This is a genomic window from Pseudovibrio sp. Alg231-02 (assembly GCF_900143565.1).
Classification (GTDB): domain Bacteria; phylum Pseudomonadota; class Alphaproteobacteria; order Rhizobiales; family Stappiaceae; genus Pseudovibrio.
Genome location: NZ_FREX01000001.1, coordinates 23,421 through 47,682, shown reverse-complemented (window position 1 = coordinate 47,682; position 24,262 = coordinate 23,421). Strand labels below are relative to the sequence as shown.

Sequence of the window (24,262 nt, the reverse complement as noted above, 5' to 3'; positions counted from 1 at the left end):
ATTGTTGGGATAACCGTGGTGGTACAACATAGGCGTTTGTCTAAATGTACACAATCTTAGCTATGCTATCGTGTCGCGTAACTAAGATTGTGTTTAACCCTATTTTTTTGGTGAAGTCGATTTCACATTATTATAAAATGAAGTCCACACTAAGAATGTCGCTCGTATCAACGAGGGCCAGCTCAATGGTATCTCTACCAAGAGTTATTATTGTACCTCGACTTCCATTTGATTGGCAATTATCCAGTACATCTTGAGCACTCGCCCAATTAACTGCAGCAGAATGATCTGATAGATCTAACCTATCAATTCCCACTTCAAAGTCTAAGATAATATCTGCATCTGCTTGAAATTGGATACCTTTACTAAATACAAAAGTGTCCGCGCCTTTTTTGCCAGCCATCGCGTCACTGCCATTACCACCGATTAAATAATCGTCGCCTTCACCTCCCACTAAAATATCATCTCCATCGCGACCGGATAAATAGTCGTCACCTCCCAGTCCCCTCAGAACATTTCTGTTGCTGTCACCAAAGATAAAGTCGGTCCATATTGAGCCCTCTACGTTTTCGAAGTTGTGGAGTTCCTCAAAAAATGAATTCCGAGCACCAGGTTCAGCAAAAGTAGCTCTTTTCTGATCTAAATCGACATGGACACCTATTGGCCTAGTGTAACCTTCCGCCCACTTAACGTAGTGATAGCTTATCAGATCGATGCCATCTTCCCCGTTCAAAACGTTGTTGCCACCCTGACTATGAATCTCATCTCGTCCATCCCCACCTCTAACATAGTTACCATCACCGCTGATCTTAACTACATCATCCCCTGCTCCTGCATTAACATAGTCAGCTCCGCCTTCCGCAGCTATGAAGTCGTCACCAGCTCCACCATAGATTTCATTGTCCTGATTATTCCCGTTAATAGAATCGTCGTATTTGGTGCCCTGAACATTTTCAATTCCAATCAGGACATCGGTTACTCCTCCTGCTTTTTTCACGTACGCCCGACTATTTTCGTCATAAAACAAACTGACTTGGACACCACCATTTGACAAGTGTTTGTAGCTGACTAAGTCCTCGCCGCTCCCTCCGATAATCCAGTTCTCTCCTGTTCCAGAATAAAGGATATCAGAACCGTCATCACCAAAGAGATAGTTGTTCCCAGCAAGCCCAAAGAGGATGTCATCCCCGCCATCACCGTGGACAATATCTGAACCATATCCGGCTATGAGACGATCGTTTCCATTGCCTCCAAAGATTTGGTCATTTCCTTGATCACCTTGAATGTAATCACTGCCTCCGTCGCCATACAGTCTATCGTTTCCTGTACCGCCATAGATCCAATCCTCGCCATCACTGCCACTGATCCAATCATCTCCTGCAAAGCCATTCATCCGGTCGCTTGAGTTTGTTCCAAATAAGAAGTCATCCCTCGACGAACCATTCCTTGTAGCCGCAGTTGAAAAGCCGCGGGTTAGCAGCCCTTCTTCAATTTCGAAATAGTCGTTTCTCTTGGTGTGCTCATTTGCATTTCGAAGCGAGCTGTCAGAAGTTAAGCTTCCGATAGCTGATGAAAGCTTTGCGACTTCAAGAGTGTTGCCTTTACCCACGCGCGCAGTGACACCGTCTTTCAAGCCTACTTCACCATGTGGGGTTGCATTCCAAACCTGATTTTCTTCGATTAGATAAATCTTCCAATAATTATTTAGTAAACTAAGGTAGTTACTCTCGAACAGTGGGCCTTGTTTAATTGCGACATCAACGGAATTCATCTATTTATCCTCCTATGCTATAGCGCCTTTATATTCTCAGGATGCTTTTTAGTAGGAGGGCCTGTAACGCTAACTTAGGGGAGGCAACGCTAGAGTTGCTGGTCTAGGCTTCTCATTAAAGAAAATAAATGTCGGGAAATCCATTTTTCAGGAATTAAATACCGCAAATAACGGCCTTCGAAGAGAGTGTAAGTCTCATACTCGAATTCGGACACTGTAACCCAGCACGTGAATTTTCTTCACCCGGTGAGCGCAGATTTATTTGAGCGAGTACTCCAAAATGTGCGGTCGCTAAAGTTGCCCTACAAAGCGGTGACAGCCCACTTTCCGAGCCGCTTCTTGGATCGAACACAAATTGTCTTCAATGAATTGCTCGTAGACTTGAGAAATCTGAATGGTCTTGAGAGCTTCTTTTACTGTTTAAAAGGCTCTCCTGCGGGTAGCATTCTTTCTTACACTTTCCCAATAACCAGGTGCGCTGTTGCACAATTCGAAATTAGCTTACAGCTTGCCAATCCCATGCATCTGGTCATGCAGAAACCTTCTCGAACGTGGCGCGTCCGATGGCCGTCATTGTGTTGAGAACTGCGACGCCAAGTTTTGCCTCTGTCTTCTGATTGTTCAACTTTCGTGACCTGAGCGTGGTCCCGATCACCTACTTAATGCGGCCCATCAAGGTCTCGCCTCGAGACCGTCGGCCATATCCGGTTTGCTTTTGCCAAGGCATCCTGCCGTTCTTTTGAATGGCAAGAATATCCCGGTCGCGAGCACTGGGAGCGATCGCAGCCTGTGGGCCGAAGATAGCTGTCTTAGGAGGTGGAATGATGGCTTCTATACCTTCAAAACAGCCTGCTAATTCTTGTCTCGTGGGCGTCCCATCATAAGCGCCATCACCGAGAAATATGGCAACTGTATCTTCGACTTGATCCAACAGATCAGGCACAGCGGTTGGATCGGCAACCGTATCCTCAGTCAGTTCAGAACATACGATTTCGCCTGTATTCAGATCAAGGCCGTGGTAAAGTTTACGCCAAGTTCTGCGCTTTATCCTAGTTCCATGCTTGGTTTCTTGCCATTCGCCGGCACCAAAGACCTTAACGCCCGTACTATCGATTACCAGCGTTACTGGCTCAGAATTCGTTCGCAGTTTGGGATTTGAAAGTTTCAAGCCATTTGCGCGGCGCGACAAGGTTGAAAAGTCAGGAACCGGTAAAACCAACTCCACCAAATGAAATACAGACCTCACAAACCCTTGTGTCTGCCTCAAAGCAAGACCGAATACGACCCGGACCTGCAAACAGGTTTCAATGGCAAGCTCTGAAAACTTGGCGGGCCGTCCACGCCGTTGGTTCTCAGGTGCAAACCAAGCCTTGGCAACGCTCTCTTCAACCCAAACCGTGACATCGCCGCGACGACGCAAGCTTTCATTATACTTCGACCAGTTCGTCACTTTGTATTTGGCTTTGGCAAACTTATGTCGGCGATCAGCATTGGCTTTAAACGGCATGAAATGAAAGGAAACATCAGCCGGAATATACGCCTGAAGCAAATTTATGCAACAGCGCAGATGGGGAGGGCTCAGGGTCGGGGAGCGGCAGCTTCCTTGTCCTTGACAGCGATCGGGGGCGAAGGCCCAAATTTTTAAGAGGTGCTTATTCATCCAGGTTTGCCTTGCTGAGCAGGCCAAAAACAGACTTTTGAAGATGCAGATCCCCGGCCTTGGCTTTTGCCAGACAGCCGCGCACAAATCCGCCATAAGAGTTGATGGTGGTGGCCGGATCGGTGCTGCGGCGCTCTGCGATTACAATCAGCGTTGCGGCTGCACTGCTCCCAAGTTTGCTACAAACCTCCTGCCATGCTGATTTTGAGATCCCAAGATAACCTGCTGCCAGTGTTGCGGCCTGGATGACAGAATCCCAATCGGCACCACCGCTCTTTGAGGCATTGCGGATCATATCGCGCAGCATGGGGCTGGCACAGGCTAAAACCTGTTTGAGCGTGATGTGCTCGATGCCGGAGCTCAGGAGCACGGCTTGTGCTGAAGGCGGTTCAAGACCGGGCAGGGGAGGCGAGTTGGATCTGTCCTCATCTGCCGCAAGGTGTTGACGTGCTGGAGCAGCGCTTTCATGCTCGATCTTTTCAAGAGCCCTTTCCGCGTTAGCGGTCAAAGCAATCTTCAAGTCATTGCCGTCAGGCAGTGTCCGCTCACTACTTCTTTCGTTAGAAAGTGTTTGTTTTGTATTGTTTGTATTTATGTGTCGGAACTGGATTTCCGACCTGTCGGAAGTTTTCTTCCGACAAGACCTATCTTGGGGACCGGATTCCGCTACTGGATCTTCCTTAATCTGGTCAGTGGAAGAGGGCTCACGCGCCTCATGAAACACTGCGATCAGCTGCAGCAAGTGCTTGCTCCATTGCAACAGCTGGGTGATGGTCAAGCGTGCCTCGATGCGGCGCGGCAATGACAGCAACAGCTTTTGCGCATCCCCTGCAGCTGGATGGTCCGGATGCAAGGTCAGCTGCTCTCTTAAGACCTTTTTGTGAAGCAGCAGCGTTGTCTTTTGCTGTTTCCAGACAAGGGCGCGTTGTTCCAGTTCTTGCGCCATGCAGTACAGCCGCTTGTAACTTGCGGCCAGAGGAGCAAGATTGACACCGAACGCCTGCAGGAGCTCTCCACCAGCTGAGCGATGGCCGAACCGGCGCAGGTTGCCGCTGTCGTGCCAGCACACCAAACCAGCACGATTTAAGGCCCGCTCGATGTTGAGCACTTGGCGCTCGCATATCACACGCTTGTTGGCAGTCGCGCTTACTGTCAGATAGACAATCGGATTGCTGCCACTTTGCCAATCCTGATCGCGAGTATAGCCCACGAGGAATTCCAGGTGCGCAACTTGTGTTGCGGTCAAGCCAAGATCGCGTTGCAACCTCTTCACCAGCGAGAGCACATCCCATCGGCTCACACCGACTGGCAGGCCAGCAAAGCTTCTGGCCGCGACTTCTGCCTTCTCATTTTGCTGGCGCGATGTGTTGCCGATTCCAAACACTGCCGCTGCCTCATCTGGCATATAGGCATCAATAAACATTCCAAATATTCCGTCTTCACTGGAAGCTTTGAGCCAAATTCAGAGTGAGTTCTCCTGTTCGCAAAAATTATTGCGTTCTTCACTCTTGCAATTTTGGGCAGGACAACATAAAAATTCAGGTGCTAATCTTGAATTCTATGTTGTTCTCCCTGGCGGCTCCTGGCTTCCAGGGTTTACTTTTTTATAGGGCAGTGCCCTGATTGCTTTAGTCCTTGAGATTTTCGTTAGATTTCATGCAATTGTTGCAAATCCCTTTTCTTTTAAAAAGTACAAGTTTAGTCACTTTGCGTGTAATGCACGTATAAAGGCTGACCTCCGACCAATCATTCATGGACCCCTCGAATAGAACTATGTATATCCCTAAGCATCCAAGTGAATTAACTTCAGCCTTACTTATCTTTTGACCCTATCTACATTATTGATAATGAGTCCCGTTACTTGGGCGCGTTAACTATACTTGAGTTACTTGTGAACAAATATAGAACACACCCGAGTTTCATTGAGAATGTCTTTAGAGTTTTGTAAAATAAAACCAATGGAGGGACATTCAAATGTACAGAGTATTCAGACACATAGCTATTGATTTGAGCTGGTTTATTTCGTGGTCCATCATTGCTTTTGCAGCTCACATCGCTTTGTTTTGGGTTGCTATGCCGATTACTTGGGCAATCAACACATTTTCTGGGCTCCCGTTCCAGATCCCGGAAGAATCTTCCCTTCTGATTGCATGCATTCAGATCGTCTTGTTCTGGCTTATCCTGCGCGTGCCAGGTCTGATCGAGTTCTTCAATGATATCGAACTTGGGGCTCGTAGGCCTTCTGAGCGGGAACTTTTGCAGATTGAAGCCGCCTTTGAGTACCTGCAGACCATCGCTGACGCCAAAGGCATCAAACTGCCCCACATTGTCTGGCGCGTGATTGACAGGCGCAATTACAACGCCTGCGCGTTTGGCCGCAACCGGATTGCCCTGTTTCAAGGAACTCTTTTTGATACCAAGTTTCGCGAGCGTGGACTTGAAGAACTGGCCGCGATGATCGCCCATGAAGTCGGTCACTTGCGCCATTGGGATACGGTTCACACCTCCATCACCACAGCTCTTTTCTGGCCGTTCCTGATCCCGCTCAGCCTTAACAACTTGCTGTGCAAGATCCCATTCGTCGGCCTGTTTTTCTCTCTCATTGTTTTGCCATGCAACCTGCTCATCAAGATTGGCTCCAAGGTGACCAATCTGACCTCGCGCATGGCTGAGTATCGTGCGGACGAGTTCTCGCAAAAACTGCTCGGCAAAGAGCGTATGTGCGAGGTCTTCAGTAGCCTTTGTGAAGAGCGCGGCGGAACCAACATTCTTGCTCACTATCTGAACTCGCATCCGCCAACAGAATTGCGTCGTAACAACCTGCTGCAGCGATCTGATTATCGTCCTCAATTCAATGCACCTCCTGCATCAGATCTCATTGACCAGTTTCAAAAGCACTAGACCAGCTCCTTGCCTTTAATGCTGCGAGCACCACACAGCGCCAGAGGTAGGGGAGGGCGGTCCCCATGCATTAACGCTCCAGTTCTGCGTTCTGTTTCTTTTGCTTCTTCTGCTTTTGTTTCTGCAGTTTCGTTCCAAAATGCTTCTCCAGCAGCCCTGGTTGTCGTCTTGACCCAAGTCCCATCAAGGACAACATGGCTTCCTCACCCTTCAGCATCTCGATGGCCGCATGATTGAGCTGAGCATAATCCGTTAGAAACGACTTCCAGCTGTGTTTGCGTTTACGCTTGGGTTTACTGAGCTGATCGGTGAACTTCTCCCAAAGGTCTGTTTCCCGGTGCCGGTCATAAAGCGGCCTGCGCTCATAGCGATTCTTGCGCTGAGCCTGAGAGAGATCTTTCTCCGGTGCCTGATAGGGACCGAACTTGTCTTCCAATGCCTTTTTAGAAAAGTCACGGTGAACCGTGCTGGCTTTTTCCAAACGCGGGCCGTCCAGCTCCTTGAACACCAGACCATTACCGCGCGGCTTCAGCTCCAGCGAATACGCCGCAAGGCCCTCGTGAAGTTCGGGCCACGTTTTGGCACTCTCCCGGATCTTCAAGAGTTCAGGCTTGTAATCCTTCACATAAGTGGAGAAGGAGACCTCATAGGTGTTGGCCTCATAATCCCTTGCCTTTGGATTGGTCTTCTCCAGCACTTCGCCCCTGGCGTTGGTGCGGGTCAGGCCGTATTTCACTTCCATCTCAAGACGAGTGCGCTCCAGAGCGTCAAAATCCATATAGGGCGTGTGGACCTTGTAGGTTTTGGGATGAATCCGGTTGATCGCCACGTGCATGTGGTAATTGTCTGTATTGGTGTGCGTGCCGATGATGCGCTCATGCTCTTCAAAGCCAAGTGCCTTGGCGAAAGACTTTTCAATGTCCCTCAACGCCGCCAGCTCGGGCACTTCTCCTTCCGCAAACGAGATCACCAGGTGATAAGAGCGGTCGCCCTTCACACGGGTGTTGTGCTTTTGCGTGTTTTCAATCTCGACAATGGCAAGCTCTAGTTCGTCTTTGGTGCTTGCCAACTCACAATTCTCAATCCAAAGATCGCCCAGCTTCTCATTATCTTCCCTGGCGGCGGCTACATAACGCGCCAGCGCCTTAAAAGAATTCTGTCCGGATTTACGGTCTATCTTGTGTGCAATCATGGATCAGAGCGCCAATACTTTTGCTTTGAGCGCGCTCTGCGTATCGCGAATGTCGTGCAAGAGCTTTTCCATCTCGCCGTGATTGGCCCTGAGCGCAATATCGGCCAGACCTGCGTTCAAAAGGTTGCCCAAACGCGCCTGGTCGTGATTGACCTTCTTCAACTCATCAATGGCGGTTAGTTTTGCCGGATCCGGATGGGCAACGTTTTCATAAACGTAGGCAACGTAATGCCCGTATTTCCAGTTCAGCTTTTTGGCCCGCTTTTTGATATCAGCAATAACGCTCAAGGGCATGTACAGGTTGAACGCTGCCGTACGCTCATTCTTTCCTCTTCCGAACTTAAAATTCGTCTTGTCGATTTTCATAAGCTCATCTCCTGCTCACGGCCTTGCTGTTTAGATTTTGTGGTATCGATCTGAAGCTCCTGTGCGTTTCCCAGGCTTAACGCTGCCCGAGTGCGTGTGAGGAATTGGAAGACTGCTTTGTCGTGTCCGCGCACCACACACAGATCATTCCAATCCGTCAGACCTTTTGCTTTTTCAGAGCTGGTAAGGGGAGGGGCCACCACATACCCGCCAACGGCCTGTGCTGCCTCGCTTGCCTTCTCCAGTCCCTTGTTGGGCAATGGATTTTCGCGAAGGGGCAAATGATGGTCATCATCTGCTGCAAATAGCATGGTCACGTCCGGGAATTTCTCGCGCAGCGCTGTGGTAACCTTGACCAGATTGTCACCATCAAACGTCACGATGACTGGCTTGTTTGTGAGTTTGTGAACGGACGCACCGGTCGCATAGCCTTCTGCAAAGACGAGCGTATCTCCCTGTCCCAGCTTGTCCGCATCGTTTAAGTAACGCCCTGGATCAATGGCATGGAACAGCCCTTCTTTGCGGCCATGTTTGAGATAGTGTTTGTCTTCGCCTACGAACTGCAGCGAGTGGATTTTAAGATCCGTATCGCGCAAAGGCACGACCATGCGATCGTCTTTATCCAGCTTCACGCCATAGCCAAGAACGTTTTTTCGTTTCAAGTACTCGCAATTCGATGGCTTGGCCCAGTCGGTAAGGTTGGCCCAGATCCCATAGGCTGTTTTCGCAGCTTTCTCCTGATCCAGTTTCCGCTCATCTGCCCTCTCCTTTGACGCCTTTTTCCCCGCTTCAATAGCCCGTTGAACTTCATCCTTTGAAAGCTGTTGCCCGTCAAACGTCCAGCTCTCCTGACTTCCTTTAAAATTATGCAGCATGCCATTAGGAACAGCGCCATCGAGGAAGCCACGATAAGAGGCGTTTTTGACCTTCTTCTCGCCAGCAATGGCAATGCGGTGCCATTTGCCATCCATCTGCGCCAAGCCCTGCAGATCCATGCCTTGTGCCCGGATCCAATCACTGAACTCCCCTTGCGGATCGCGCTTTTGCTCAGCTGCAGGCGCCTTGCCTTTTACGGACCATTTTAAAGTGGCTTTTACGGCTTTTGCGGTCGGCGCAAACCAGCTCCTGGCTTTGCGGTCAAACCTGGCACCAAGTTTCTTAGCCTCCTCGCGCTCGTCATAAGGAACGGCCAGATAGGTGCGCTCGCGCTTGTCCTGGTTTGCAGCCTCACTCAACGTTCCCTCATCTGCTTGGCGAGCAGGCGTGCGGGCATTCTGGCGGGCAGGGGTCTTGGTTTCACTCTGTGCCATGTTGGATCTCCTCAGGGTTTAAAACGACGACAAGAAAGAGACTTTTTGAGCTCATGAGCCACCTGCCTTGCTGCGCGATGCCACGCCTTCAGCAACTCGGCTGAGGGGGCCAAGAAAAGGATTGCTCTGAGTTGCAGTCTCGGATTTGCAAGTCTCAGCCACAAAAGCTTCCTGGATCACCTCTGGCGCGGCCTGTTGATCCATATCCGGCTTGGGTGAGGGCTCTGGCATTGCAGCTTGCGCAGGCGAAGTCGGCGCACCTTCAGCAGGGTGAGCACTGTTGTCGCTCTCAATCTGAACCCCTGCTTTGACGTTGCCAGAAGGTTTCAGTTTGGAGCGGGCGTTCATCACCTCATCAAAGAAATAAAGGTACTGCTGGCCCTTGATGGTGGGTTTACCGGCGGTGAACACCAGTACCTCGCCTGGGGCAATAACCCTGCCATCCTCATCATATTTGAGGCCAGGGAGCAGCATGCACTCATCAGGCGTCATCAAAGGCCGTGAGGTCTCAGAAACACTTTCAGAAAGACTGGCTCCGCCCCGTTCCAGATTCTTTGACACCGAGCGCTTGCGCTGCACCACCGTTGTCTTGCCGGTCATGTCAGACAGAACACGAGCCGTCTCGATCTTGTTGGGTGCATAGGCGATGCGCACATGACAGTTGGAGATGATGCTCTCATCACGGGTATAAGCGCTTTGAAGCTGGGTGATATCCTGCGTGATCAGGAATGCTTTGAGGCCATACCCTGCCATGAAGGCAAGCGAGCTTTCAAAGATGTCCAGCTTGCCGAGCTGCGGAAACTCATCCAGCATCAAAAGCATGCGGTGCTTGTAAAGCGTCTCACCGTCATTATGGGACATTTTGGCCGTCAGGCGTGTGAGCATCTGATTGAGGATGATGCGAATAAGCGCCTTCATGCGCCCAATCTCAGCAGGCGAGAGGACCAGATAGACATTGGTCGGTTGATCCGCGTTCATCAGATCATGAATGGTAAAATCACAGGCCGATGTGTTTCGCGCTATGATCGGATCTGCAAAGATCGCAAGTTGAGCCGTGGCCGTGGACGAGACACCTGAGCGTTCATTGGCTGCCCGCTTGCGCATACGCGATGCCCCGCGCCGGACTTCCTTGTCAGCACCCTCATTGCCGTGCTCATAGCCCGCCATATCGAGCAGCAGCTTTTCAAATCCGTCCTCGTCCTTTTTCTTGCCCTCCGCTTTGGCTTTAACAAGCGCATCAAGCTTTTGCTCATCATCACCAGCTTCATCATCACCGACTGACAGGAAGTGGAGCACATCGGCCAGATTAGCCTTGCGCTTTTCCTCATTGCGTACCCGGTAAAGCACATGCAAAATGGCCGTAGACAGCCACGAAAACCCTTCCTGCTCCCAAAAGTTTTGAAGGCCCTTGCCGGAAGTGTCGATGATCATCTTGGCAACGTTCATGCAATCACCGATCTGGAAATCGGTGTCGATGCGGATCTCTTCTAAGGGGTTGTAACGGGCAGAGCCTTCGGTTGCGGTCGGCTCAAAATAAAACACGTTCTGGCCTTGCGCCGCTCTCCAACCCGAAGTCTTCGCGTAGTTCTCACCCTTGATATCAAGGATGATGGTGCTTCCCATCCAGGTCAGCAGGGTCGGGATGACCACGCTGATACCCTTACCGGACCGGGTCGGGGCAAAGGCAAGCACATGTTCAGGCCCGTCATGGCGCAGCATGGCAGCGTTTTTGAACTTGTCTTCCAGACCACCAACCACAACGCCTTTGCCGCGCAGATAGCCCATGCCCTTGATCTCGGCATCTTCAGCAAAACGGGCCGTGCCATGCAGCGAGCCTGAATCGCGCTCCCCAGAGACCGTTTTGTTACCCGCCTGTTCCATGAGGATGCGACCGGCAATCATGATGATGATCATGGCGACAAACCCGCCGCCAAACGGGATCAGGATCTCATTGGGGAGTTCATTGGTCTCAATGTAAAAGGCATAAAGCCATTTCCACCACGCAGGGTCGGTGGGGTCAAATTCCAGCGTATAATACCAGCCTGCGAGGGTGACGCCGACAAAGGCAAGAATGGAGACAAGGGCGACAACGCGAGGGAATACATGCATCACAGAAGCTTCCCGTCTTTGAGGATGTATCGGTTGTTTTTGACCTCATAAATGTCGGTGACATGGCGCACACCGCGGTCAAAGCGAGTGATATGGAAGATCACATCGACCAGCGTGTCGAAGTACTCGCTGATGGGCTTTGTCAGGTTCATGCCTGACATATCGATGTTGTTCTGAAACCGCTCGACCACCATCTCGGCGCGGTCAGCGTGAATGGTGCACATCCAGCCCTTTGCGCCGGTGTTGAGCGCGTTCAAAGCAGAGAAGGCATTTTGAACCGAGATCTCGGAAAAGATGATGCGGTCGGGAGAAATGCGCATCTTGTGATCAAACAGTTGCGGCCAGGTTTGCAGTCCAGCCCCTTGAGAAGCCTCTCGCGATGCAAACAGCGCTGACCCGTTCCAGAAGCGCTCAACCTCCAGCTCAGGCGTGTCCTCACAAGACACAACGCGCTCATGAACGGGCAACAGGCCCAGCAGCTTGTTCAGGAAGGTGGTTTTGCCGGTGTTTGTCGAGCCAGATACCGCGATATTCCAGCGCTTAAACATGGCCTCGCCAATGTAGTCGATGATGGCCTGACGCAGCCCCATATCTTCAAACTTGATCTCATAGGGATGCTTGCAGCGCACCGCCATGGACAGGCCTGTCCGCGTGCTTGGTCCAATCAGGCATTCAAAACGATGGCGTTCAGGCAGTGACACAGAGAGCTTAGGGTGCGAACTTTCAGAAAACTTCAGGCCGTTGTAGTTGGCAAGCGCCTGACAGATCCGGCGGACCTGCGTGAAGCCAACACCAGGCGCATCGATCTGTTGTAGGTCAGCTGTGCGGTGCTCCAAAATGAACGTTTCCGGTCGCATTTGGCGCAGCTCAACGACGTTCGGATCACTATAGATTTGCGATAAAGGTTCCATAAGCTTCATTATCAGTGCATCAGACATGGCTCACCCGTTAGCCCTGATATGAACGTCAGGACTTTAAAACTTAGCAGTTGTTATTGCTTACAAATTTCGTTTCTCAGTCAGCCGACAAGAAAGACCTGTCGGCTGACATTTTCATTACGCTCTATTCAGAGCTCTTGTCAGAGATGATCAGTGGTCACTTCCGTTGTCACAATAGCTTTCGCTATATCGGGCTGGTTCTGAAGCTTGACATGACTGAAGACGTTCATCGCGAGATACTTCTTTCCATTCAGAGTACTCGACCTTGCCATCAGGAAAGGTAAGAACATCGCGTTCTTCGTTGGCAAAGACATTCTTCACGCGCCCCCAAACCACTCGGCCAGAACAGTTTTGTTGCACAACACGACAAGCCGTAGATTGATATTCTCCATCTGTCCTGTCGCTGAATGACTTCCATTGAGGGCTTGATCCATACCCTCCAACATGCTGGTTAACACTCATACTCCGCACTTTGCCCGAAGGATTATATGAGTACAAAGTGCCATACCCTTTAGCTTCAAACGTCGTACGAATATAGCGCTCCCGCTGCTCTTTTGAGCGTTCACACTTGTCACCTTCATTTACTGGAGTGCCATTGCTGATCGTGACGGAATGCTTGCTGCCATCTGGGCGCTCATAGACCTGCTGACGTTTTACAGGGACCATGGCATCACAGCCGTCATAGTATCGCTCTGATGGGTCCTCGACCTCTTCGATATTCTTTTTTGTGTAAGCAACATATTGCGCATTTGGCAGAAGCTTCTTAGTTGCAATGGTGTAGCTCAGACCTTCAATTTTGATCGAAACATCTGACAGTGGCCGTGCTTTGCGTTTAGGGTCGTCGTACTTCCAGGCTGATGTTTGCGCAATGTGCGTATAGTTCGTATCGCCCTTCTGACAATTACCTACATAAACTCTGTCTGGGTTGGTGTAGTAGAAGCGCTCCAATCCAGTAGACACGCCAGCTGTGAAATCATGCGTAAAGTCAGCAGGACTGATACACCCTTCAATGGTTGGCTTGCACTGATAGCCTTCCTCAAAGACGTCCCCATCACCCAATGGGATCTCCAGACGGGTACTGTCCGGACGCTCAAACACATCTGTCAGCTTAGTCGGGACAAAGGCATAGCAGCCCTCAAAATAGCGCCCTGATGCAACCTGCTCGGATTCCGTTTCCATCTTGGTGTAGGCAACTTCAGGTGCTCCAGGCAGCAGCATGTTTGATGCCAGCGGATAGACCTGACCGGCCACATTGATAGACACGTCAGAAAGAGGCTGAGCCACTTTTTTCTCATCGTCGTGCTTCCAGGAAGAAACTTCAACGTTGTGTACGTATGCAGTTCCGCTTTGCTGACACGCACTGACATAAACCCTGTTCGGATTCTCATAGTAGAACCGCTCCAGGCCATACGACACACCAGCTGCAATATCGTGATTGAACTCAGCCGGATTGATGCAGCCTTCCGTAGTGGACTTGATCTCAATGGAAGCGGTTGAATCTGGCGTACACTGATCGATGTATTGCGCAGCAGCACCTACAACAATTTCCGTGCGGTACTGAGGAATAGCCCTGCGTCCCGTCAAATCCACCATGATCTGACAAATATCAACGCCGTTCTTCTTAAATACCTTTTCATGCGGGAAGGTGTTTTCTGTCACCGTACATGGGGAGGCCTGATAGAACTGATCATCCTTCTCATAGATCCACATAGCCATTTCGGTTGAAAGTTTATTGCCGAAATCATGACGGACGTTACATCCATCTGTTACCTGCGCCATCTTGATTGGCTGGTAAAAATCTGATCGCTCACACGTCCGCACTGTCTGCAGGTTGTTGTTGCCATCGGTGTAGACCATTTGGGTCTCGATGTAAGCCATACCCGCTTCCAAATCGATATCAATTGGGCAGCTATCATCCTCTGTAATTGAGAATGTTGTATCTGGGTCAGGCTGACAGTCAGAAAGCTGAATACGCTCCTGCTTGCTGTTGATGTAATATTCGAGGTACTGCGGCTTTGCGATGCGAGCATTTACATCGATCTTGTCATCACACGTTGCAGCGCTCTTTTGGATCGTGAAGTTTGTACCACTGTCAGAACATGCACTTTCTTCAATCACAACACCCTTTTTCAAGGTTTGTGTCTTGGACTGAACACGTACTTGTCCTTGGTTTCGGTCGATGACGGGAGAACAGCCATCAAAGGTGAGGCGCACCTCTTCCGGATCTTCTTCAGGAGCTTCCTCGGCTTCAACTTCCTTGCGCTCCGGCGTCTCATAACCGCTCTGACCAGGTGTGTCTCCACCTCCGGACGAATCTGAGCTTGACCCAGAACCACCATTCTCGTTACGTGCTACATCTTCGTACTTTTCGTCTTCTTCCTTGTCTTCCTTTTCTTTGTCCTCTTTCGGCTCTTCTTGCATGTTAAGCTTTGTGAGCGCTGCAATCAGCTCTTCCTCGTTGCCCGATACATCAAGCGTTTCTTCCGGATTGATCACATCCTCTTCAACATCAAACTGCGACGAGAAGTTTTCTGCATTAAGTTCGACAAAGCGCTCGCCCTTTGTCAGGCGTGTGAGCACAGCTTGCCCAATCTTCTTCCCATCATGCATGACATACTGGGAGAAGCCTTCTGCGCTCACACCTGATACTGACACTTCGTCTTTGTTGACCCCTGCGGTGAACTGAGGAGCCTTTTTGATCTGCAAGGCAAGCTCAACTGCTTTGCCTTCAAAAATCGGTGTTGTCTGCTTCACGGCAACAGCAAACAGCTTCTCACGAAGTGCAGCGGTGGCCTCTGCTGCACTCGTTCCTTGCTTGCCTGCTTGCACGGCCTGCGTTGCGGCAGACGGTGGTGAAGCTGTTTGGGAGAAGCCTGCTACTGAACTTGTCAGCAACAAGGTCCCAACCAAACTAAGCCTTAAAATATTCCGCATCAAAATAACCCTCATTACTATTGGGTAGGTGGAGCCAAGTACCAGTCATATTCAGGTCTGATCTGAACTCTGGTGCCTTGGGAAATACGGATGACCGGCCTCAAATTGACCGTGTCTTCCATAAACTTTGCCGACAACTCGCCAACGTTCTCCGAGATGCCTGTCAGGGCTGAAGCGATTGTGTCGGAGCCTTCCAAACCATAGGCAGAGGCCATGGTGACGGCTGATTCAACACCTGCGCCAATGGCAACGGTGGTCACAGCAGTGCCGTACTTCTCCCACCAGCGATTATCGACGTGGCCGGACATGCCGCCGTAGCCTTGTGCATCACCAACCTTGGCTTTGAGCTGGTAGATTTCAGCGCGGCTTTCAGCCATGAGAACACGCTCACATTGGAAGCCGATACGGGTCTGTCCAACCTTCTTCGCGCTCTCATAGCGGCAGATCATGCGGCTTCCTTTTGGAACCAGAAGATTGGCCCCGTGATAGCCGTAAACATCCCTGCTTACTTGAATGACGATGGAGCCCTCATCAGCTAGCTGGCTGTTAATGCCGGTTTCCATGATGCCGGTGATGTAGCGGTCGGCAGTGACAATGCGGCTGTTATCAACCGCACTGGTGGAGATCCGGCCAGACGCTTTGTAAGTGCTGTTTTCCGGATCAATCCCTTCGGGCACACTTAGGGAACCGGCTATACCTCCGGCTGCAGATGGCACGCTAAGTGCTGCGCTCTGGGTCAGTCCTGAATCAAGACCTGGAACATTGCCCTCAAGGCCATTTGCGAGCACACCCTCAGAATTGATGTAGCCTTGCGTCCCAAAACGAGCAGCTCTTGCAGCCTGCAGTTCCAGCTCAAACGGGCTGGGCTCGATGGGTTTTTTGGGCTCAACAATCTTCTCAACAGTGATGTACTCTTTCTTGATGATCGTTCTGGGCGGCGCGTCCTTGCTGACTTCCTTTTCAACCACGATGGGAGGAGCCATGATGATGCGTGGCGGCGGCGGTGCTGGCGGTATCACCGGCTTGGGAGCCGGTGGCCGCTTATACTCAAACACCCCTTCATCACTAGGCGGCAAACCACGAGCGATCACCGGCTCAGGCTCACACGCCCCGCCAAAGCTCAGACCAACCGCAAGGAATAACTCACATACACTCATGTTAGTTACCCTTGAATTCGATGCACATGTAGGACTGACCCGACTTCAGGGTGATCAGTTTATTCGTGTTTTCAACGATATAGGTTGATCCGGATACTCGGGTGTTGACCAGTTCATCAATCCCATCAACCACCACATAAGCGGTCGGCAGTTCAATATCCTTCCACTTGTCACCATAGAAAATGTAAGTGAAGTGATCATCGCGCAGCACCATTTCAGGCTTCAGTGAGTTGTCAGATCCCCAAAGCTTGTACTCTCCCCATCCGCGCAGTTTGGACGGGTCGATGTTGGCCTTCTTCACATAGTCACCGGCAACCTTTTGAGCATCACCTGACTTGGGCGTATATGGCATGTTCATCAGCGGCGCTGGTGGTCCACCTGCAGCAACTTCGATAAAGGAGGACTGCGCAACACGAGGCTCCTCGATCTTGAAGAGGAGATCGGGAACATGTTTTGAGTTCACCGTCTCAGCACGAAGATAGAAGCTGTAGACCCTGCCATCTTCCGCATAGACCTGCAGGGAGCTATCAACGCCTGCTGCCAGCGGCTTAACCACCAGTGTGTTATCGGTGCGCACCTTCGTATCGAACAAGCTTGCATCCGCAACATCAGCGTTCTTGATCTTCACGTCTTCAGGTAGCTGGATGACAGAGAGCATGAACTCACGAAGGCGCACGCGGTAAACACAGGCACCGCAATCAACCTGAGTATGAACACCGCTGCCCTTACCGGCCTTGTCCCATGCCTTCTGGATCTGGCCCAATGGAACGGTCGTACGGCTCATCGGTCCGAACTGACCACGGCGCTGTGCTGCAGCCTGATCGAGCGCGTCTTGCGGTACGCTGGCCGTCACGCTAGAGGCCACCTGCTGCCCTTGAGCAACGCGCTGTGACGGCGTTTGGGGTCCACGGTCCAATGAAGTCTGCGCAAAAGCAGCGTTTGAAACAAGCAATGTGACAAGAAAAAGAGAAGTACGAGAGGTCATGTGGTTGGCCTTTCCTGAACAGCCAATTTCAAAATGCGGATACCAAGAGGATTTTCGAAGCGCTCAACGGTTGTCACTTCTTGAGGGCGTGTGGTCATTTCCAGATAAGCCCGAAGCTTGCTTTGCTCTGGGGGCTGCCTGCCGATCTTGTCGGTCTGGATGAAGTCAACGGAGTACTGATAAACACCGTTATAGGCATCGACCTGGTTTGCCGTCTCAACAGTGATGGAACGGTTCAAACCATCTTCAATGGCCTCATCGATGCGGCCTTCATTTTCTTTCAAAAACTGCCGGTAGAAGTCCTGATCAGAGTAGGTTGCGACTTCTTTGAAGCGCGACCCTTGAGAGATGCCATCAACGGCAAGGATCTGCGCCACATAGCGGCGAGCCATTTTCTCAAGCATCAGCTCAAAGCCATCGACTTCAACCGAGATCGGCTCAACGCGGTAGATCCGCTCGTCAGCTGGATCTACACGCAAGAGCGCCACTTCTGTTGTCTTCAAAGGGATTGCTACTGCTAGAACTTGCAATGCCGTAGCTAACCCCAAGCCAGTGACTACATTGAGGAATACTGAGACCTTGAACAATCTCACCATGCGACGATGGGCAGTTTTGTAAGCAAAGGGGTCTGCGTCCAGAACGGCTTCATGTGCCCCAGGCCGCTCACCCTCAATACTCAGTTCGGGTGCATTGACCTCAACCAGTGCCGTGCCCTCAACTGGGACCTCCGGCTCCGCTTTGTTTTTCTTGCCAAATTTAAGCTTGTGCAGCATCGACCCACTCGAAGGTTTGAGGTTGATATTCAAGCTCTACACAGGCGCAGGGAGAGGGCCGCATTTCGTCGGTATTTACCGGTTCATACGGCATCTCGGTGGTCTGACAACCAGCCAACAGCAAGACAATCGAAAGGAATGGAATGAATCTATTACGCATGGAAATTACTTCTCTGACTTGAGTGCATCGGTTGCTTGACTTTTGGGAGCGTTGCCTGAGCTGTATTGTTTGCTCATGCTGTGAGCTGCATCGCCCAGAGCATCATTAGTGACGCCAATCGCGGCTTTGCCTGCCTTAAAGGCCGCGCCACCGCCTTTCATGTAGCTGCTGGCCATACCGCCAATACCGGACATCATGGCGCCTGATGTCGCTGCATTGAGAGAGGCTTGAGCAATGGTTCCCGCAAGGCTGACGGCTTCCTGAATGAGCGCCACGCCAGACCAGGCAGTGAGGATTACAACAATGTAAGCTGACCACGTGTCTGCGTTACCCAGATCAGTGCCAATGCCGTCACCGGACGGTACGAGACTTTCAACGCCTTTAACGATGAGCGAGAACACCAGCGTGACAGCTACAAGGGTTATGATTGCCCCTAGCAAAGTTCTTACACCGTTCATGATCTGCTCACGTCCCCATGGGAAGGCACTCAAAGAAATGATGTAGGGAGCAAACAAGCAAGTGATCATGATGCGAAAGAGGCCAATGGCAACCTGTGTCACAAACACAATCATCATCAGGATAAAGGGCAACATGATCAGGCCAGTGAAGATCACGTAACCAACCTTATCGAAGAACCCAGCACTATCCATCATGGACTTTGCCATGTTGATTGGTCGCATGAAGGCAGTCTCTATACCTGAGACAAGCTCCACCACAGCATTGCTTCCACTGCCGCCGCCCATGATGCTAGCAGGGATGCCGAACATGACATTGTAGGTGACTTCATAGACTTGACCTGCAAGGCCATATTGCAGGGCCATCAGTACGCCAAAGCCAAAGAACAAAAACACGAACTGAGTGGCAATCCACCCAATATCTGCGGCACCTGTAACTACCTTAAACCCTTGGAATACCGCCCATAAACATGCTAGGCTCACAAAAATTGCCAGCATAGGGTCAAAGGCTATATCCATGAAACCATTTACAAAGTCACCGCCATTTTTAACGTACGATTCAATGACCTGGCAGCTGACACAACCACTACTCATTGCATTCACCTTTCTTGCTGGTGTGTCTCAGGCTCAGGCCGAAGTCAGCCTTGACGAACTGAAAAGTTCCATTGCTTTGGATGGGTCTGCCGTTCCGCCTACGCGCCACATCTGGGGGACAGATGCCTCGGACTTTGTTGATCCGGCTTACGCAAAGTGGGCATGGAACAACCTGAAGAGCTTCGAAGATCTTTCTAATGAACTCGCGAAGTACGAAGCCGCGTACAAAGCGTGGGAGAAGTCTGCTGAAGCCGCCTACAAACAGGGTGTGAAGGCTGCTGTAAAAAACGTACCGTTCCTCAAAAGAGGAAAGGTCGAAGAAGCATTTCGGGTTAAATCTGACAAAAAAGTCTTTCTGGCGAGCGACCAGCAAGAGGCTATTGCTAAGTATCGCGATCTGGAGTTGATGCGCTTGTCTTGGAATACTTCTTTCGAGCAAGACGTACCGTTTGATGCAGAACACTGGCGGGCGTTCGAAACATTCCATTGCGAGCGAAACACCAAAAGATACAACTTCAGGATCGAAGATTGCCGCATTCCAAACTGGCGCAGACCCGATCTTGATCCGTTTTTCAAGACCACCTACGAGCGGCGCAAGGCCGAGGGCACGCTGAAGTACCTGCAAGCCAACTGAAGATGACGATAAGCTCAGGGAGGTCATGAAGAACCTCCCTTCTTTTTCATGTCTTTCTTGGCGAGTTCACTCTCAAGCGGAACGCCCTGCAGGATAGATTTAGCAGAAGAAACCTTGAGGAGCTGGGCAAGCAGCTGATTGGTTTGTGCCTGACTTTGCAGGAGCGCAGTGTTGACCTCGATGAGCACCTGCAGGCGCTCGTTGACGGTCTGAGCTTTCGCCCCTTCCCCTTTTAACTCTTGTGCTGCACTCAAGGTCTGAACCGCGTTTTCCTGCGCCATATCAGCCTGAGCCAGTCCCTTAAAAGACGCATCCGCAACCGTGTTCTCTCGCGCTTTTTGCACGCCAGCAATTGTGGATCTCTTTTGCTCCCAAGTCTGGGACTTCATGTCTTTGGGTTCGGCAACCAGACCGTTTTGATAGGCATCGGAACGAGAGCAAAGCGAGCCGATATCCATCTCATCAAAGCTCACATCCGGCATCAGGCTTTCAAAGTCTGGAACCAGGCAGGAGTTGTCTGACATGATCTGACTGGTGATGTTGGAAAAGTTGATGGACGGAATGGAGATCTTGGAGACCTCGCCAATGCTTTTGAGCGTGTCATCCACGCCAGCACGCACATCCTTGACCACATCAAGCTGCTCTTTAAGCGTTTTAATCTGCTCTTTCAGAGCGCTAATCTGGTCCTTTGCTGCCTTTAATCCCTTCACATCAATGACAGGTTGAGCCGCTTGCGTACTTCCAGAGGCAATGCAGAGCGATAGCGTTAAAGCAGTAACCGCGATTAAACGTGAGACAGCCATTGCTCCCCCCAGACTTCCTGAATTTTCCGAAGTTCAGCCATTGGGCCGGTACCAGAGCGGTAGAAGCGCAGCGCATCACCAAGACCGGATAGGTCAACATCAATGATGGTGCTTTCATTGTAACCGGTCGCCAGATCCCGCCTGACCAGAAGAACCTGACGTCCTCCCATCAACGGTGATTCACCGCGAATAAATGCGATCTGATCATCACTCAGGTTAAATGGCTCCAGCGTACTATCACTGCCGCCGCAACCAGCCATAAAGAGAAGGTTCGGAGCGTTATTGATGATCTTGGCAGATCCTTCAAACTCCACGAGCGCATCTGGGTTCTGGAAGGCCAGCCCGACGACACCACCAAGCTTACGGTATTCCATGAACATCTGCCCAACGAGATCACGGAACCCTTTGTTGCGCAGAAGGTTAGCGGCCTCATCAACGAAGATGGAAAAGCCCTTTTGGTTCACCTTGGCAGCTTCATAGATGGCGCTGGATACATGAGTTACCAGAGCTGGCCCGAGCAGCGGGTCTTTTAGCGGCTCGGTCATATCAATGCCAACGAGATGGCTGGTTTCAAGGAAAGAGCGGATACTGTCATGAGGGGCATTGAAGATGTGGCTATAAGCCCCCTCTCCTTGCCGTTCATCATGAACCCATCTGGAGAAGGCCCGCTTGATATCCGTATCTGGTGGGAATGCCGTCTTGAAAATACTGTCAAACGTACGCTCACCTCGATCCATGACACTGGCAAAATCCAGCACATCATTGATCTGGTCATCCATCTCTTGCGCGTACTGTTCACCCAGCATGATCCGGATCATGGTAGCAGCCCGCTGGCGTGTGGCTTTGTCGGTTAAATCGCCATCAAGAGGATTGAGGGAAAGCTGATCAAAGGACTGGTATTTGCCTCCCATGACCTCAGTCATGAACCGCGCCCCTTCCAGACTGTCAAAGACGTAATTGCGTACCCCTGCAAACTTGGCGATCCCGCCAAGAAGGTGCATGATCAGCGTGGACTTACCTGTACCAGTGGGTGCAAAGATCAGGTAGTGCCCCGCAGCCTGAGGCTTGTCTGCAATATGGAACTGGAAGGAGTAGTTTTGTCCCGATGGCGTCTTGAACAAACGAAGCGGGCGATCACCAAATGGCGAGGAGTACATGCCTTCTGGAGAATATTGGAACGGCCATAGCGCGGCGATGTTGTAATCCATCAATCGCAGTTTCCTGACCAACTTGTTTCGTCCAGGAATACGATTGAACCAGCTGTTTGCAGCTGGTGCGGTTTCAACAGAATGCTTTACACGGCGCGTGTTCAAGATGGCTGAGATCTGGTCCAGAACCTCATTCAGCTCCTCTTCGGATCTTGCCCGAACAGTGAACTGCAGCTGAGTTTGAAACATCGCGTTGGAGTTGTTGGTCAGCGCTTCAGTGGCCTCATTGAGTTCAGCAACCATGGAAGCTGAAGTAAGGAAGCTGTTGAGCTGCTCGGCCTTCTTGCGCGTGTATTCAAGAATGGTCTTTTCGGTGTTGAGCGGATTGCAAATCTGAGTGACTTCCAGCTCTGCAGGTAATGCGAGCACTTTGGAAATCATCATTCCTGACACGCTGTCAGGGTATTCATGAACACCTATTGTCTTATGAAAATGTTTGAGAGGAGATTGGGTTAAGACAGTCCCGTCTTTATTGATAATGAGATCACAAACGGGCAGGTTTGCGTTAATTGACCGACTTACCCGCGTAATATTGTTCGGCATCTCGCCGCATACAAGATAGGTCAGGAACGCAGTCAACTCACAGTGGTCAGTGAGATTTGCTGCCGCTTCAAGCACCTCAATCTGGTAGGTCTCAAGACCAGAGAGCAACGTTTTACTATTCTTGCTCAGGCTCTCATAAGTCTTGGCCTCCACCACCACAAACCAGTGCATGGAGTAGGCCCGTTTATAAAGTTCTTTTTCCGCGTCACCAATTTCGCGCAAGGCCGGTGAGGGCCAGTCAGCGTCAAACGAGATATCTTTAAGGCGCTTGACGGCCACAAACCGGAACGCTGATCCGGTTGCACCGACCTGATGCAAAATGTTTGTGCGCTGATTGGCAAGCGAAGACAACTCGGCAAAGTTCATGGTATCGTAAGACATGCCGCGCATCCGAAACACGCGAAACAGCGTGCCATCTTTCATGACTACGGTTGAACGATCTTCCAGCAGATGATCAAAGTCCAGCTCATCTGCGAGCCAGTCTTGCTCAAACTCACCGCCATCATTGGCCCGCAGCAGTTTGTTGGCGTACATGGCTGCGCCACCAGCAACGCCCAATGTTGCTACAGTTGAAAGAATGATGCTCATTTACCCTTGCCTTTTTTAGCCTTAGCCGTAGAGCCGCCAGCTACTAGGCGGCGCTCTTTCTTGCCTTTGAAGAAGGTGTGAGGCAGCAAAAGCGTTGCCTCACAATGAGCGTCCTTACGCCGAAGCGTAATCGTGTACGCCAGTGCAGCAGGAATGGAGAAAATGCAGAGCAGCATCACCAGCGGAGCATCAATCACCGTGGTCAAGATGATCCCGACGAAGAACACTCCGCCGAGCGCAAGCGCTGCGAACATTGGCGGCATGCCAAAGATTGTCGGGGGAGATTGAAGATGCCGGTAAACGCCGTTCTGCACTCGCATCCGCTCTTATCCTAGATTTACAAGGGTGCGAATGGCCGTCGGAGCAGCGACGATCAAAATAGCTCCAAGAACGTAATGCAACATCTTCTGCCAGCGCATCTCACCCATAATTGCCGACCAAACGCCATAACCAACAAGACCAATACCAACGGTGACAGTGCCGATCTTGACCATGCCGCTTTCAAGGCTTTCGAATACGTCAACAGCAGGTGCAGCCCAATCTGCAGCAGCGAAGGCAGAAGCAGGGTTCAAGAGCAGAACAGCGAAGAGAAACAGTTTGACCTCACGGGTGAGGAGCGTCTTGGAATTTCGAGATGAAAGCATGACAAACCTATTTGATCATGATGAGATAGAAAGCCCCAACGGCGAACCAGTTGAGAGCGGTTAGGAGAACAAAAGGCCACTTGAGGCCTCTGACTTTGGATGTGAGGGTTCCAAGTTCTGAGGAGAACTGAGCTTGCTGCTTCAGCAAATTTTCAACGGAGCTGGCTTCTGCGTCCTGACGCAATTGCCCGAGAGTTGAGCTCAGACCGGAAAGCTCACTCTGCAAGCTTTCTGAAAGCGTCTTTGCCACCTCAGGCAGCAACGCTTTGAGCTTTTCACGCTCTTTGCCTTGCTGTGAGTTGGTGTCCTCAAGCAGGTTCAGCAGATCCTCAACAAGCACCCCAAACATTGTATGGAGTAACCAGATCGGATCGTCAGAGCCCACGCTGCGCCCGTTATGCTTCTTGGCGATGAGTGCCTGAACGTCTTCAAGGGTTGAGATCTGCAGATCTTTAGCATCTGGCTCACTCTCATCCATGAAATCGAAATTTGGCTGGCTGTCATCATTTGCAGCTGAAGCTTCAGTGGTCATCACAT

The 24,262-nt window shown here is 50.9% G+C and carries 21 protein-coding genes; 2 read left to right on the top strand and 19 right to left on the bottom strand.

Translation table 11 applies throughout. The annotated features are described in order from the left end of the window. Positions 1-130: 130 nt before the first annotated feature. The 3 genes from DHN43_RS00175 to repC all read right to left on the bottom strand — a co-directional run bounded on the left by DHN43_RS00175 (position 131) and on the right by repC (position 4,854). Complete coding sequence (locus DHN43_RS00175) at positions 131-1,771, bottom strand: calcium-binding protein (RefSeq protein WP_108817341.1); 1,641 nt, start codon at positions 1,769-1,771, stop codon at positions 131-133. 655 nt (positions 1,772-2,426) lie between these two features. After that, positions 2,427-3,320, bottom strand: a complete 894-nt coding sequence (locus tag DHN43_RS00170) for an IS5 family transposase (RefSeq protein WP_244306631.1) — start codon at positions 3,318-3,320, stop codon at positions 2,427-2,429. A gap of 103 nt (positions 3,321-3,423) precedes the next feature. After that, entirely contained in the window at positions 3,424-4,854 is a 1,431-nt protein-coding gene (gene repC, locus DHN43_RS00165) for a plasmid replication protein RepC (protein WP_108817340.1), read from the bottom strand. A 551-nt stretch (positions 4,855-5,405) separates the two neighbouring features. Between repC and DHN43_RS00160 the strand changes: the two genes are divergently transcribed. Beyond that, positions 5,406-6,332 (top strand): M48 family metalloprotease, encoded by a 927-nt coding sequence (locus DHN43_RS00160; protein WP_108817339.1) that lies wholly within the window; start codon positions 5,406-5,408, stop codon positions 6,330-6,332. Between the two features lie 70 nt (positions 6,333-6,402). On the opposite strand, the gene traI is transcribed toward DHN43_RS00160, so the two are convergent. From traI to DHN43_RS00110, 11 genes are all read right to left on the bottom strand, one after another. Further along, the gene (traI, locus tag DHN43_RS00155) at positions 6,403-7,524 is read right to left on the bottom strand and encodes a TraI/MobA(P) family conjugative relaxase (protein WP_108817338.1); all 1,122 of its coding nucleotides are present in this window, start codon (positions 7,522-7,524) and stop codon (positions 6,403-6,405) included. Between the two features lie 3 nt (positions 7,525-7,527). Next, a complete protein-coding gene (locus tag DHN43_RS00150; RefSeq protein ID WP_108817337.1) occupies positions 7,528-7,890 on the bottom strand; it encodes a hypothetical protein in 363 nt (120 codons plus the stop codon). Beyond that, positions 7,887-9,200: a DUF5710 domain-containing protein gene (locus DHN43_RS00145; protein ID WP_108817336.1), complete on the bottom strand. Its 1,314-nt coding sequence runs from the start codon at positions 9,198-9,200 to the stop codon at positions 7,887-7,889. The genes DHN43_RS00150 and DHN43_RS00145 overlap by 4 nt, the downstream gene beginning before the upstream one ends. Positions 9,201-9,251: 51 nt before the next feature. Then, on the bottom strand, positions 9,252-11,309 hold the full coding sequence (locus DHN43_RS00140; RefSeq protein WP_108817335.1) for a type IV secretory system conjugative DNA transfer family protein: 2,058 nt from the start codon (positions 11,307-11,309) through the stop codon (positions 9,252-9,254). Continuing rightward, positions 11,309-12,247, bottom strand: coding sequence for an ATPase, T2SS/T4P/T4SS family (locus DHN43_RS00135; RefSeq protein ID WP_108817334.1), 939 nt, complete (start codon positions 12,245-12,247; stop codon positions 11,309-11,311). Before DHN43_RS00135 ends, DHN43_RS00140 begins: the two co-directional genes overlap by 1 nt. A gap of 150 nt (positions 12,248-12,397) precedes the next feature. Then, a complete protein-coding gene (locus DHN43_RS00130; protein WP_159096768.1) occupies positions 12,398-15,181 on the bottom strand; it encodes a hypothetical protein in 2,784 nt (927 codons plus the stop codon). 17 nt (positions 15,182-15,198) lie between these two features. After that, positions 15,199-16,338, bottom strand: coding sequence for a TrbI/VirB10 family protein (locus DHN43_RS00125; protein ID WP_108817332.1), 1,140 nt, complete (start codon positions 16,336-16,338; stop codon positions 15,199-15,201). Between the two features lies 1 nt (position 16,339). Next, a complete protein-coding gene (locus tag DHN43_RS00120) occupies positions 16,340-17,323 on the bottom strand; it encodes a TrbG/VirB9 family P-type conjugative transfer protein (RefSeq protein ID WP_108817331.1) in 984 nt (327 codons plus the stop codon). After that, positions 17,320-18,096: a VirB8/TrbF family protein gene (locus DHN43_RS00115; RefSeq protein ID WP_108817330.1), complete on the bottom strand. Its 777-nt coding sequence runs from the start codon at positions 18,094-18,096 to the stop codon at positions 17,320-17,322. The genes DHN43_RS00120 and DHN43_RS00115 overlap by 4 nt, the downstream gene beginning before the upstream one ends. After that, positions 18,080-18,256 carry a hypothetical protein gene (locus tag DHN43_RS26995; RefSeq protein ID WP_159096767.1) on the bottom strand — a complete coding sequence of 59 codons (177 nt, stop codon included), beginning with the start codon at positions 18,254-18,256 and terminating at the stop codon, positions 18,080-18,082. Before DHN43_RS26995 ends, DHN43_RS00115 begins: the two co-directional genes overlap by 17 nt. 5 nt (positions 18,257-18,261) lie before the next feature. Then, positions 18,262-19,230 (bottom strand): type IV secretion system protein, encoded by a 969-nt coding sequence (locus tag DHN43_RS00110; RefSeq protein WP_159096766.1) that lies wholly within the window; start codon positions 19,228-19,230, stop codon positions 18,262-18,264. Between DHN43_RS00110 and DHN43_RS00105 the strand changes: the two genes are divergently transcribed. Beyond that, positions 19,229-19,939 carry a hypothetical protein gene (locus DHN43_RS00105; protein ID WP_159096765.1) on the top strand — a complete coding sequence of 237 codons (711 nt, stop codon included), beginning with the start codon at positions 19,229-19,231 and terminating at the stop codon, positions 19,937-19,939. The genes DHN43_RS00110 and DHN43_RS00105 overlap by 2 nt on opposite strands. 23 nt (positions 19,940-19,962) lie before the next feature. Here the strand turns inward: DHN43_RS00105 and DHN43_RS00100 are convergent, their stop codons facing one another. Genes DHN43_RS00100 through DHN43_RS00080 form a run of 5 tightly spaced genes read right to left on the bottom strand, consistent with a single transcriptional unit; the run spans position 19,963 to position 24,257 of the window. Then, complete coding sequence (locus DHN43_RS00100) at positions 19,963-20,742, bottom strand: hypothetical protein (RefSeq protein ID WP_063305876.1); 780 nt, start codon at positions 20,740-20,742, stop codon at positions 19,963-19,965. Then, entirely contained in the window at positions 20,724-23,081 is a 2,358-nt protein-coding gene (locus tag DHN43_RS00095) for a VirB4 family type IV secretion system protein (RefSeq protein ID WP_108817327.1), read from the bottom strand. The genes DHN43_RS00100 and DHN43_RS00095 overlap by 19 nt, the downstream gene beginning before the upstream one ends. After that, on the bottom strand, positions 23,078-23,401 hold the full coding sequence (locus tag DHN43_RS00090) for a hypothetical protein (protein WP_063289859.1): 324 nt from the start codon (positions 23,399-23,401) through the stop codon (positions 23,078-23,080). The genes DHN43_RS00095 and DHN43_RS00090 overlap by 4 nt, the downstream gene beginning before the upstream one ends. A gap of 6 nt (positions 23,402-23,407) precedes the next feature. Further along, positions 23,408-23,725 (bottom strand): TrbC/VirB2 family protein, encoded by a 318-nt coding sequence (locus DHN43_RS00085; protein ID WP_063289860.1) that lies wholly within the window; start codon positions 23,723-23,725, stop codon positions 23,408-23,410. A gap of 7 nt (positions 23,726-23,732) precedes the next feature. After that, entirely contained in the window at positions 23,733-24,257 is a 525-nt protein-coding gene (locus DHN43_RS00080; RefSeq protein WP_108817326.1) for a hypothetical protein, read from the bottom strand. Between the last annotated feature and the right edge of the window lie 5 nt (positions 24,258-24,262).

What these genes read in the sequence shown, in the direction of transcription:
- DHN43_RS00175 (WP_108817341.1), bottom strand. Translation starts at nt 1,771, where the DNA reads ATGAATTCCGTTGATGTCGCAATTAAACAAGGCCCACTGTTCGAGAGT.
- repC (WP_108817340.1), bottom strand. Translation starts at nt 4,854, where the DNA reads ATGTTTATTGATGCCTATATGCCAGATGAGGCAGCGGCAGTGTTTGGA.
- DHN43_RS00160 (WP_108817339.1), top strand. Translation starts at nt 5,406, where the DNA reads ATGTACAGAGTATTCAGACACATAGCTATTGATTTGAGCTGGTTTATT.
- traI (WP_108817338.1), bottom strand. Translation starts at nt 7,524, where the DNA reads ATGATTGCACACAAGATAGACCGTAAATCCGGACAGAATTCTTTTAAG.
- DHN43_RS00150 (WP_108817337.1), bottom strand. Translation starts at nt 7,890, where the DNA reads ATGAAAATCGACAAGACGAATTTTAAGTTCGGAAGAGGAAAGAATGAG.
- DHN43_RS00145 (WP_108817336.1), bottom strand. Translation starts at nt 9,200, where the DNA reads ATGGCACAGAGTGAAACCAAGACCCCTGCCCGCCAGAATGCCCGCACG.
- DHN43_RS00140 (WP_108817335.1), bottom strand. Translation starts at nt 11,309, where the DNA reads ATGCATGTATTCCCTCGCGTTGTCGCCCTTGTCTCCATTCTTGCCTTT.
- DHN43_RS00135 (WP_108817334.1), bottom strand. Translation starts at nt 12,247, where the DNA reads ATGTCTGATGCACTGATAATGAAGCTTATGGAACCTTTATCGCAAATC.
- DHN43_RS00130 (WP_159096768.1), bottom strand. Translation starts at nt 15,181, where the DNA reads ATGCGGAATATTTTAAGGCTTAGTTTGGTTGGGACCTTGTTGCTGACA.
- DHN43_RS00125 (WP_108817332.1), bottom strand. Translation starts at nt 16,338, where the DNA reads ATGAGTGTATGTGAGTTATTCCTTGCGGTTGGTCTGAGCTTTGGCGGG.
- DHN43_RS00120 (WP_108817331.1), bottom strand. Translation starts at nt 17,323, where the DNA reads ATGACCTCTCGTACTTCTCTTTTTCTTGTCACATTGCTTGTTTCAAAC.
- DHN43_RS00115 (WP_108817330.1), bottom strand. Translation starts at nt 18,096, where the DNA reads ATGCTGCACAAGCTTAAATTTGGCAAGAAAAACAAAGCGGAGCCGGAG.
- DHN43_RS26995 (WP_159096767.1), bottom strand. Translation starts at nt 18,256, where the DNA reads ATGCGTAATAGATTCATTCCATTCCTTTCGATTGTCTTGCTGTTGGCT.
- DHN43_RS00105 (WP_159096765.1), top strand. Translation starts at nt 19,229, where the DNA reads ATGAAACCATTTACAAAGTCACCGCCATTTTTAACGTACGATTCAATG.
- DHN43_RS00110 (WP_159096766.1), bottom strand. Translation starts at nt 19,230, where the DNA reads ATGGATATAGCCTTTGACCCTATGCTGGCAATTTTTGTGAGCCTAGCA.
- DHN43_RS00100 (WP_063305876.1), bottom strand. Translation starts at nt 20,742, where the DNA reads ATGGCTGTCTCACGTTTAATCGCGGTTACTGCTTTAACGCTATCGCTC.
- DHN43_RS00095 (WP_108817327.1), bottom strand. Translation starts at nt 23,081, where the DNA reads ATGAGCATCATTCTTTCAACTGTAGCAACATTGGGCGTTGCTGGTGGC.
- DHN43_RS00090 (WP_063289859.1), bottom strand. Translation starts at nt 23,401, where the DNA reads ATGCGAGTGCAGAACGGCGTTTACCGGCATCTTCAATCTCCCCCGACA.
- DHN43_RS00085 (WP_063289860.1), bottom strand. Translation starts at nt 23,725, where the DNA reads ATGCTTTCATCTCGAAATTCCAAGACGCTCCTCACCCGTGAGGTCAAA.
- DHN43_RS00080 (WP_108817326.1), bottom strand. Translation starts at nt 24,257, where the DNA reads ATGACCACTGAAGCTTCAGCTGCAAATGATGACAGCCAGCCAAATTTC.